Here is an 11,108-nt window from a genome sequence, read left to right as displayed (position 1 = left end):
CTTGCTTTTTAGAACAGACTTCTCTGCAACAACAGAAGATTTTGGCAATGTGGATGCATCCTGAGGAGAAGTCAGCCCAAAATTCAAAGAAGATTGACCAAACGACAAGGTGGTCGTTATCATATAAATTATAAAAAGGCTAAAACTTTTTTTTAATTGCATAAACATGTTAATCATTTCAATTAATTAAATCCGGATCCTAATTTCCAGGAGAAAAACGTCCGTTCCATTGCATAATTCTCTTGTTGAAATTCATACTTTTCCGCGAAACTTAAAGTATTGGAGTAAAAATAAGTACTATTTCACTTTTAGGATTTAAGATTATGTCCTTCAATGTTAAACCAGTTAAGCTTGAAGTACCCAAATCTTTATATTCTCTTTTGGAGGGAATATAACCTGAAATTTTATAGAGCTTATTTATCCCTTCTATTGAGAGGTTCGACTTACTGATTACCGAATTATTATTCAGAAGATAAACAAATAACTTATCTCCGCATTTAAGTCCATAGGATTCGACATCGTTGGCCTCAACCGGAACAATCTGGAAATCACCATGTCCTGCATCCAGCATTTGATCACTAATCTCTCTTACTGACCTCAAATAAGGTGTCATATTCCTATGATCAAAAAATTCCCACCACCAGGTCATTGGTAAAATAGGGGTTGGAGAAAACAGACCATACCAAAGCCCACGCTTGAAGTCATAATCCATTTCTTCAGCAAATTCATCAAAATTTTTCGACCAATCCCATTCATAACCAAATTCACCAATCACATAGGGTTTGCCAAAATCTTTTTCGTATTTTACTATTTGAGAAGGAATAGATGAAGTATTTTTATAAATATGTTTTTGATTAAAATCAATGCAACTTAAAGAATTCAAACCCTTCAGATCCCTGTGCGAAATACTTGTTGTTACCAGATGGCCATAAGGATCTTGCTGTTTGAGGTAAGTACTCATTTCATCATGCCATTTAACAATAGAATCTGCACTAATTACTTTTCCATTTTCCGAATATTGAACATTATCAATTTCATTAAAAAGCTCCCAGGCGGCAACACTGGTGCTATACCCCCAACGTGCAACAATGTAGCGTAACCTATTTTTGTACCTTGTTTTCGATTTGGGATTTACAAAAAAATCTTCAGCTGATGGCGAAAAGCCACCATCTTTAATACTATAAGCACCCGGGCCAAAAGTCAACATAATATATAAGCCCAGAGAATCAGCCAGATTGATCATACTATCCATGCGGGCAACAGCACTTGGATTAAAATATCCGTCTGATACTCTATAACGCTTGTTATTAAAGCCATTTTTCCAATCCAGTGGTAAATTCCACCTGCAAATCCATGTGCGGTAAAAATTACCTCCATTAGAGGCCAGGGAGGAAAGCATATAGTTATAATTATACTTGGGATTTTCATGTAACTTTTTGAAATATTTAGAATCATCAAAATCCCTTGATTCCCAAGCTATATTTTCACCAATAGCTCTGAATGGTTTTCCGTTATCAAACTGAAATGCCCAGTTATTTTTAAGATGAATAAAACCATTTTTGTCTGTAGGTTTCGAATAGAAGGACTGAAATTTTGTAACCGAAACCGTCTTCCCATATTTATTTAGTCTGAAATAATATTTATAATGACCTGTTTCTTGCGGAGCAAAACGAGCTTTCCATACAGATTCTTTACCACTTATTCCTGTTTCAAAATAACAAGGTAAAGTCTGTTTTTTGCCAGTAGGTGAAGTAATCAACATATCCAACGTTATTTCTTCCTGTAAATAAGGATTTGCCCAATTGGCAACAAGACGGATATCCCATTCAGCCTTTTTATATTGAAATGTTTTTCCCTTACAAAAAGTCACTCCCTTAATTTGTGCATCTATAATATGCACGGTAAGGAATAATAGAAAAATCATGATTCCAAATCTCTTCATATTTTTATTTAATTTAAGTTCTTTTCGAAATAGCCAACCTGTCATAAAAAATTTATATTTCTCACAACAGCTATTTCGTTATCAGTAATAATAAAAGAACTTTATTATTTATAAATAGTCAATTTTTAGATTTTCCTGAATATTTCTAATGATTATAGAAACTATCAAGCAATAAATACCTGTTTAGATTCTTCTCAGGAAATGACTGACTTTTCACATCTATCATCATCACTTTGGGAATGCTGCTTTGCAAACCAAACCAGGTAGGTAATCCTACACCATTGGGATTACCTGTCCTGATAAAATTAACAAAGAAATTTTCCATCGTTTCAGATACCTTGAAATCATCAGAATTCCATACATATACTCTATTAAAAGAAAGATTACCCAAAGCATACTCAATTTCTGAAGCATGCACAGCTCCTAGTAAATGATCCACACTTACCTGAGTATTAATCATAGCTGGACGTTTATGAGTAAAGCAGTATCTGTATACAGGTTTCCCGTCGGTTTTACCATGCAGGTCAATAAACTTCCAAGTAGCATAGGCTATAAAACGATCAGAGGCTAAATCAGTAGCAACTTGCTCGACATCAGAATCAGTTGTGGCATGATATAACCGCAATATCTCATCTGCTCTGCTTCCATAAATTTTTTTTATGACTTTTTTATATGCAGCTAAAGTTGGTGCTTCATTCCCTAATAGAGAATGATAATTAACCTCAGCAGAATTCCATCCGGCCAATAAAGGCACATCTATTTGTTTGCCTGTTGAAAAAATAGCATCAGGCGATTCGGGCATAAAATAACCATCAATAGTACAAGGGAAATTAAAGGCCGCCGATAATTTCAATAAACTATCGGCAGATATTTTTCTCAATTGTTCGATAGAAAAAGCACCAACAGCTTTAGAAAATTGAATTCCATTTTGCTCAGCAGCATGCAAAGAAACAGGAAGAAGATTCCCCAACATTGATCCACTTTCAGCGATAGCACCTACAAATAATCCTTTTGATAAGGGAGTTGCCATTTGTGCACAAACTGATTCAGCTCCAGCCGATTCTCCTGCAATAGTAATCTTTTTAGGATCTCCACCAAAAGCAGCTATATTTTTTTTAACCCATAACAATGCTGCATGTTGATCCATTAAGCCATAGTTGCCGGAAGAATGATGTACAGACTCTTTAGTTAAATCAGGATGAGCTAAAAAACCAAAAACACCTAGCCTATAATTTACAGTAATAGTAACTATTCCTTTTTTAGCCATACTTTCACCATCGTATCTGTATTCTGATCCATCGCCGGCAATAAAACCTCCTCCGTGAAAATAAACCAGAACAGGTAACCTATCAAATGATGATTTTGCGGGAGTCCATATATTCAAAAAAAGACAATCTTCACTTTTATTTTTACTTCTGAAGATCATATCATTCCAAACCTGGCGTTGCATGGCTCTTGAACCAAAATGATCAGCTTTAAATATACCATTCCAATTTTTTACAGGTTGAGGTTCCTTCCATCGCAAATTGCCAACCGGAGGCTGAGCATAAGGAATTCCCTTAAATGTACGTATACCACAGGAATCAATTTCTCCTTGTATTGTACCATTGGCAATTTTAATAATCGTGTTATGATTTATATCCTGTGCTTTTATAACATTTATAAAACATACAGAAATAAATAATAAAAATTTAATTCTTTTCATTTTTCATTCAAATTTTTACCATTCATAAGTAGCAACAGCCCCTTTCTCCATGGTTGATTGAAATATTTTATCCTGATAAGATACATTAAAATTTTGAACAGAACCGCTTATGTTTGCCACTATTAGTACAATTTTCCCATCAGGTAACAAAAATGCAATGTTTGAAAGTCCTTCAGCTAAGCTACTCTCTATCCGAAGCGATCCTGCAGGAACAAATTTAGAAATGTGTGCTATAGTATAATAAGCCAGGTTACGGGTCACATTATCACCATCAATAGTAATAGCTCCCTGGCACATCGTACAACCACCATTATCGGTATGGGGTTCATAACTTGAATTGGCAGCAATATTCCATAATATTACATTACGGCTCCAATTTCGCAAGGCGCCAATCACGATTCTATTCATTGGATTGGCAACATTAAAATCATTCCGACTAACGGCCATCATTTCTGTAAAATAGAGATTCTTATCCGGAAAAGCATTATGTACTTTTGTCATCGCAGTTACAGGTCCGGCATAAAGATGGAAACCAGAACCATCAATATATTTCCGGGCATCAGGATCGGTTAAAATAGAAATAGGATATTCTGGTGCATCACAATTATGATCATAAAGGATAATCTTGGTTTTAATTCCAGCGGATTTAAAAGCAGGGCCCATGTAATTTTTTATAAAATTCAACTCCTCTTTAGCAAAGAATTGCATACTTGGAGTATTGCCATCATTAAATGGCTCGTTCTGAACAGTGATGGCATCTATTATAATACCCTTCTTTTTCATCTCTAAAATATATTTGACGAAGTACTTGGCATAGACAGAATAATATTCCTCCTTTAATTTCCCTCCCTGTATATTATGGTTTGTTTTCATCCAGATGGGCGCTGACCAAGGCGAAGCCAATATCTTGATTTTAGGGTTAAGGGTTAAAATCTCTTTCAATACCGGGATTACATCTTTTTCATCCTCACGTAAACTGAATTTATTAAGTTTAACATCAGTTTGCCCTGCAGGAATATCATCGTATGAAAATACATGATCATTCAAATCGGAAGAACCTATACTTATTCGCAAATAACTAATTCCAATACTATTATCATCATTAGCAAATAATTCATGAATTAATTTTTTGCGTTTTGTCGGCGACATGTGGATTATATGCTGAGCGCTTCCACCTGTCAAAGCAAAACCAAAACCATCAATTGATTGATATTTTTGATTTGGGTCAACTACAAGGGTCGGTTCATCATTATTAACCGATTGTCCAAAAACCAAAGGCGTTTGCTTAGTCAGCAATGCGGTTTTTTCATTCGTGGTGAGCCAACAGTCAGCCGTGTTTTGTGAAAAACAGTTGTAACCGGAAACCAACCCTGCGAAGGTTAAAATGGTTTTTAAAAACCTCATATTTATATTTTTAAACAAGCATTAAAAAGGCAGAAATTGTAGGATGTTATAAAATCAACCGACTAAACTTGAAAGTTGGCGTTTCTTTAGCTAATATATTGCTATTCAGATGCCATATCTTCTATTTTAAAATTAAGCCACCTATTTTTATCCGATCTCTGGAAATATCATAGTTAGCAATTTAGATTTTTGAAATTAATAAAGGTTTAATCCTTATAATCAAAGTAATTTTGTTAGCCAAAGGTAAATTTTTAGAGGAATTTTTAAACAAATTATATAGGTTTATTAAAAGTAAATAACCAATTGGTGATTATTTGACACATACAACGATTGGAATAAAAAAATTCCAGGAGTTTGTTAAACCCCTGGAATATTAAGTTCAAATTCTATTGCTTTTGTAATATATACCAAATTTTAGTTGAACAACATGCTGCATTGTCAAAGTCACCATAATAGTTGTTCCAATTTATAAGACCTGTATTTTTAGCAGTTGGGATCAATCCATAGTTCAGGTTTTTTGTAGCAGCATCATAAGATACCTTTCCTTTTGAGACGTACGATTTCCCTGTTGAGAGAACAACAGTTACATAATTATTCTGATCAATGTAATATTTTCCAGTTCCTCCAGGAAGTTGTCCAAACTCAGCATCCCAATTTCTATTACTGGTAGAATTTACATAAGAAGCAAAACTACCGTCAGCACCAGCTGTTCGAGTATAATTACCATAAACACTCCCATCACTGGTCATGCCTTCAATAGCTCCAAATGTCAAAACGTCGTCCAGACCAGTGGCGCTGACAGGCAATTTTTTAGCTACCTCAGCTGAACCAGCGTTACCCCAACCATTTCCATCATCCCAGTTAAAGGTAAAACTTTTAATTGTCCATGTTCCTTCATAAGGATTATCAAAAAGCTTACAAATCACCGTCCATTTTTTCGTTTTCCCGGATTGCGAAGTAACAGTATAAGTTGCTGAATTATTAGCATTTTTAGTAAAATCTACAGGGCTACCCGAAGCAGGTGAAATTGTGGCTCCATAAGATAATAGAAATTTTGGGGTAGCTTTTGAAAGATCCATATTATAAACAACGAGATTAACTGTAGTAGCTGTATCGTTGTTTGTAATAACAGTTGATCCAACTTGGTTTGATACCGAGGCTCCAATAATAGAACGCTCATTGCTCTGAATATCCTTGAGGTAGTAATCTTCTTTATTTTTTGTACACGAAGCAAAAACCACCAACAAGAAAAGTATTATAATAAGATTATTCTTTTTCATCGGTAAAAATATTAAGTTATTATTTAATTATTTCCTATTGGTTCAAGCAGGGATTACCATCAACCTCACTTTGAGGAATATCATAAAAGTCTGCATGGCTATCAATTTTTTTGCCATAAATACCTTCTAAAACCGACTTAACCGTATTGGTCCTTCTTAAATCATAAAGGCGGTTCATTTCAAAACACAATTCAAAGGAACGTTCGCGTACCACAGAATCTCTAAATGCAGCAACTCCTAAACCGGGAGTTAAATCAGGCAATCCAGCCCGGCCTCGAATCTTGTTTATCCAAGAATATCCGGCAGTAGTGGGTCCAGCAGCTTCGGCATAGACAAGTGCAATATCCGAATAGCGCAATACCGGAATATAATGGCCCTGTACGTCCGATGTTGCGGTAGTATCAGCTAATTTAATAGGAAAGGGGAAAGCAAGATTACCTGGGTATGAATACACTTTACCGGTATTATCTTTAACCGAATTACAAATCCAAGCATTTCTTCGTTTGTCGGAAGCGGAAAAAGAATTATAGAATGTAGTGTTCGTTATGCATTGATTCCAACCATCAGTAATAGAAGCAGTATAATTTGGACCCAGGGTGATTAATCCTCCGTTGATGTAAGGAGTCCAATTTTTTTGTGCCTTTGAGAACTGGCCTTCCGAGGTTCCACTCTTATCCATTGCTATGCTGAAAATAAATTCATTTCCCTTTTCGTTAGCAATACTCCAAAGTCGTCTCAGGTCACCAGTCCAGAATGTATAAGTGGTTTGCGAAGGATCTAAAACCTTTGCTGCATAGGTGGCCGCTTTTGCGTAATAAGTATCGGCATTAGTTACAAAACTGTAAGCACTAACACCGCTTGCTTTTGAGGAGGCCATATGTAAATATACTTTAGCAAGCAAGGCCTGAGCTGCAACTGGATTGGCTCGACCATCAGTATACTTAATGTTCATTAATCTTTCAGCTTTTAACAAGTCTGATTCAATCAGAGTATAAAGATCTGATAAAGAAGCCTTCGGGGTGCAAATTTCAGAAGAGCTTCCAACTACAGCGGTGCGCATGGGAACCTGACCAAACAGACGTACAAGATTAAAATAGTGAAGTGCACGTAAAAAATAAGCTTCACCCACGATTTGGTTCCTTGCCAGAGTATCCATCGCAATTGAAGGAACATTTGTTATTACACCATTCGCACGGCTAATACCTAAATAACAGGATTTAAATATATTATCTAAAGTAGTATTCGTTGGTTCTGTATACCAATCCACCAACTCATGAGCATCCAATCCGCCATCTCCTTTGGTATCAAATTCTCCGCTTGAATAAGAAGTAGCATAGAAAAGCATACGACTATACAGGCCAACTTCTCCCAAATTAGCGTAGCAGTCAATGATCGCTGCATTAGCATCGTTGGCATTTTTGTAAAAATTAGCTGTGCTTAAAAACCCATAAGGTTCTTCTTTGAGTGAACATGCATTAACTAAAAATGTAATGCAACATAGAATTAATATTTTATTGATCAATTTCATGATTTGTAAATTTTATGACGTTAGAATGTGAAATTTATCCCACTTGTGAAAGTTCTGGGCCTTGGGTAACCTCCATTATATAAACCGCCAGTACCGCTTACGTAAGCATCTCCTATACTACCAGGTCCCGTTACCGGGTCGTAGCCTGAGAACTTAGTGAATGTCCAAATATTATCGCAATTTACATATAGTCTAAAATTTTTAATCCAAGTGGCTTTTTTCAGATTAAAAGTATATCCCAACGCAATGTTTTGTATTTTGAAATATGACCCATCTTCGATGAACAAATCACAAAAGTATGCCGCACGTCCAGTTACTAGGCTTGGATATTCATTATTTGGATTATCTGGTGTCCAGCGCTTGTATTTGCTACTTCCCTGGTTAAATCTCTGGAAATTGGCAATTTTATTGCCATAACTTCCATTGCAAGAGATCTCCAAATCAAACCCCTTGTATCTGACAGTAGAATTCAATCCAAAAAAGAACTTTGGTTCAGGACTTCCCAGTGTAGTTTTAGCAGTATCCCCATGGTTGTAACCCACATATGCAATTTCGCCTGGCTGGGCCATAGCACCGCTAAGTCCTGCTGCCAGACCCTGGTCTTCTGTTTGGATAATACCTGTAGTTTTATATCCATAAAATTCGTCGATTGGTTGACCTACCATTACCCAATTTGCATATCCACGCAAGGCCTCTATATAGGGAGTATTCAGGTGGACAGGGCTTGTAGTATGAGAAGCTACTTTTAATACCTTATTTTTGTTGTGTGAAATGTTAAACCCAAAATCCCAGGAGAAATCATGAGTTTTGACGATGTTTGCATCTAAAGCAAATTCATATCCTTTATTAGAAGTTGATGCTACATTCTGCCATTGAGTATCGTATCCGGTTGATGTTGCTATTGAAACCTTGTACAACAAGTCCGAAGTCTTTTTGTCATAATAATCAGCAGTAACATGAATTCTCTCATCCATAAGGCTAAAATCTGTACCCAAGTTGTACATTCTGGTGGATTCCCATTTTAAATCCTTGTTGGCGAATCCTTTATAATATTTTCTTGATTGAGCATCGCCATAGTCCAGAAGTCCTGGCCCATATCCACTTACCCATGAAGTGCCGTTCCAATAGGAACCAGTTCCCAATTGATCCATGGTGGAATAAGCTGGAATATTCTGATTCCCTGTTACACCATAACTGGCCCTGATTTTAAGCCCAGAAATAACACGAGTTTTCGGGAAAAAAGATTCCTTGTCAACATTCCATGCTACAGCTCCGGATGGGAAATATCCCCATTTGTTGTTAGGACCAAACTTCGAAGAACCATCAGCCCTTAACGTTAATGTCACCAAATACTTATCGGCATAGTTATATATAGCACGACCAAAATATGAATTTAAAACAGACGTAAATTGAGGGGTCACACCATTATTTATTACCTTGGTAGTTGCTGCCGCAAAATTTTCATCTGTTAAAGCATCATTGGGAAATCCTTCGCCTTCAAGTTTTTCATTGTTCTGAATATAATATTCATAAGATGTTCCTAAAGTGAAATTCAAATTATGTTTTTCTGCATAAGTTTTTTTATAGGTTAAGTAATTATCGTTTACGATATTCATATCATTGTATAAATTCTGACTGGCATAACCACTAAAGAGCACTCCTGTTGTCCCATAATCTGTAGGTTCGTAATAATCGGATTTAGATCTGCCAGATTTAAGACTTAAGTTTGAATGAAGTGTTAAGCCATCTATAATTTGCCAGTCGGCATAACCCGTTGCGATAATATCGAAAGAATTTGATTTATTCAGAATTTTTGCAACATTAGCAAGCGGATTATAATAATCTTGCAAACCTACGCTAACATAATTTCCTAAAGAATCGACAGCTGGGAAAACAGGGGAACGGCCTTCACTACCAGCTGCACCTGAATGCTTGTTGTTTGTAACCGCCAACTTTGCATCGACGCCAACCGACAGGTTTTTACGTAAATTTTGATTTAACTTGAAACTCCCTGTGTACTTTTCATAATTATTGCCAATTACAATACCATCAGAATTCATATAGCCAAGAGATACAGAATATTGAGTTTTATCAGAACCTCCTCGTGCAGCAACGGAGTAATCTTGAGTTTTCCCTGTACGATATATCAAATCGGGCCAGTAGGTTTTGTATTTCCATGCTCCACTTTGTATTTCCCAAAGAGAAGGATAATAAGTTCCATAATGGTTTGCTCCATCATAATATTTAGTATAAGTAGCCGTTCCAAATTTAGAGGCAATTGCATTTGCATTATCATTTGCTTCGTTGTCCAATTGGGCATAAAGATAAGGATCAGAAATAATGTCTAAAGGTTTGGGAAGTGCAGCAAGGCTTACCGAAGCATTTACTTCAATTACGGATTGATTGATTTTTCCTTTTTTAGTGGTAACCATAATTACCCCATTTGCGGCTTTTGACCCATAAATGGCAGTGGCCGAGGCATCTTTTAGTACATCCAAGGATTCAATATCATTAGGATTTACCTGTATTAAATTACCTGCATCACCTAAAGGTACCCCATCTACAACATATAAAGGGCTATTACTCCCGGTTAAGGAATTATTTCCTCTAATTCGGATTGTAGTTGAAGAACCAGGCTCCCCATTGGAGGACAGAACTTGTACACCTGCTGAACGTCCAATAAGCAAATTGTCTACAGAACTGACAGGCTTTTGATTTAAATCACTTGCTTTTATTTGGGAAATAGACCCTGTTAAATCGCTCTTTTTTAGGGTTCCATAGCCAATAACCACAACTTCATTCAAAACACTCGCACGTTCCTTCATTATAACGTCAATTGTTGCTGAATTAGCAGTTAATTCTTGTGTAGAATAACCTAAAAAGGAGAATACCAAAGTTGAATTTTCTGCTGGAACGGCAATAGTATATTCGCCATCCAGCCCTGTCTGAGTACCCACTGTCGTACCCTTAACCAAAACAGTTACGCCAGTTAATGTTGCACCTTTTTCATCTTTAACCGTGCCCTTTACTATTCTTTGTTGTGAAAATGTCACAGAAACACTTACCAACAGAAAAATAATGCACATAAAAAAAGTGCGTAGAGATTTTTCCATAATTAGTAAAATTTAAATTAATAATAATTTATAAACAGCTCCAAATTGTAAAACAATATTAGTGGATTTGCTTATCACTTATTAATACTTTTTTGACAATATTTAATATTAAAATTTGTCGATTGAATTTTAAATT

6 protein-coding genes are annotated in these 11,108 nt (G+C 36.0%); all 6 read right to left on the bottom strand.

Annotated features, from left to right (window positions below):
* Positions 1-271: 271 nt before the first annotated feature.
* Positions 272-1,942 carry a DUF5060 domain-containing protein gene (locus tag Q8907_07470; protein ID MDP4274101.1) on the bottom strand — a complete coding sequence of 557 codons (1,671 nt, stop codon included), beginning with the start codon at positions 1,940-1,942 and terminating at the stop codon, positions 272-274.
* 145 nt (positions 1,943-2,087) lie between these two features.
* A complete protein-coding gene (locus Q8907_07465; protein ID MDP4274100.1) occupies positions 2,088-3,647 on the bottom strand; it encodes a carboxylesterase family protein in 1,560 nt (519 codons plus the stop codon).
* 15 nt (positions 3,648-3,662) lie between these two features.
* Complete coding sequence (locus tag Q8907_07460) at positions 3,663-5,051, bottom strand: glycoside hydrolase family 30 beta sandwich domain-containing protein (protein MDP4274099.1); 1,389 nt, start codon at positions 5,049-5,051, stop codon at positions 3,663-3,665.
* 386 nt (positions 5,052-5,437) lie between these two features.
* Entirely contained in the window at positions 5,438-6,331 is an 894-nt protein-coding gene (locus Q8907_07455) for a hypothetical protein (protein MDP4274098.1), read from the bottom strand.
* Between the two features lie 34 nt (positions 6,332-6,365).
* Positions 6,366-7,859 carry a RagB/SusD family nutrient uptake outer membrane protein gene (locus Q8907_07450; protein ID MDP4274097.1) on the bottom strand — a complete coding sequence of 498 codons (1,494 nt, stop codon included), beginning with the start codon at positions 7,857-7,859 and terminating at the stop codon, positions 6,366-6,368.
* A 20-nt stretch (positions 7,860-7,879) separates the two neighbouring features.
* Positions 7,880-10,972, bottom strand: a complete 3,093-nt coding sequence (locus Q8907_07445; protein ID MDP4274096.1) for a TonB-dependent receptor — start codon at positions 10,970-10,972, stop codon at positions 7,880-7,882.
* Positions 10,973-11,108: the final 136 nt, after the last annotated feature.

It is taken from the genome of Bacteroidota bacterium (assembly GCA_030706565.1).
Taxonomy (GTDB): domain Bacteria; phylum Bacteroidota; class Bacteroidia; order Bacteroidales; family JAUZOH01; genus JAUZOH01.
Note: the sequence above shows the minus strand (reverse complement) of the source record. Positions and strands in the feature narration are given on the sequence as shown.